Genomic DNA, 284 nt, shown 5'->3' on the forward strand with positions numbered 1-284 from the left:
GGGACGGCCCCGTCAAGCCGTGACCGGAATCGGTGAAAATACGTTAGCGCAACCGGTGAAACCGCCTTTGCGCGAACGGCGCGCCTGTTTAGCGAAACTGGTGAAAAATAGATTGACGCTAACATCCTCCAGGGACGCCTCGATCGCGAGCTCCATATCGAGCGCCGCGTCGCGCGCCGCCGCCCACAGGTCCGCCAGCGCGCCGAGCGCGGCGCCCAGCGCGCCCTCGGCGCGCACGGAGGGGAGCTCCTCCATCAGCCTCGGCCCCGCCATCCCGCGGAACC

General features: G+C 68.3%; 1 protein-coding gene. It reads right to left on the reverse strand.

Going from position 1 to position 284, the window contains the following annotated elements; all coding sequences use genetic code 11:
• Positions 1-12: 12 nt before the first annotated feature.
• On the reverse strand, positions 13-284 hold a 272-nt coding region (locus RX395_RS10190; RefSeq protein ID WP_316367416.1), incomplete at its 5' end, for a hypothetical protein.

The sequence above is a fragment of the Collinsella aerofaciens genome, from assembly GCF_032584215.1.
In the GTDB taxonomy this organism is placed as follows: domain Bacteria; phylum Actinomycetota; class Coriobacteriia; order Coriobacteriales; family Coriobacteriaceae; genus Collinsella.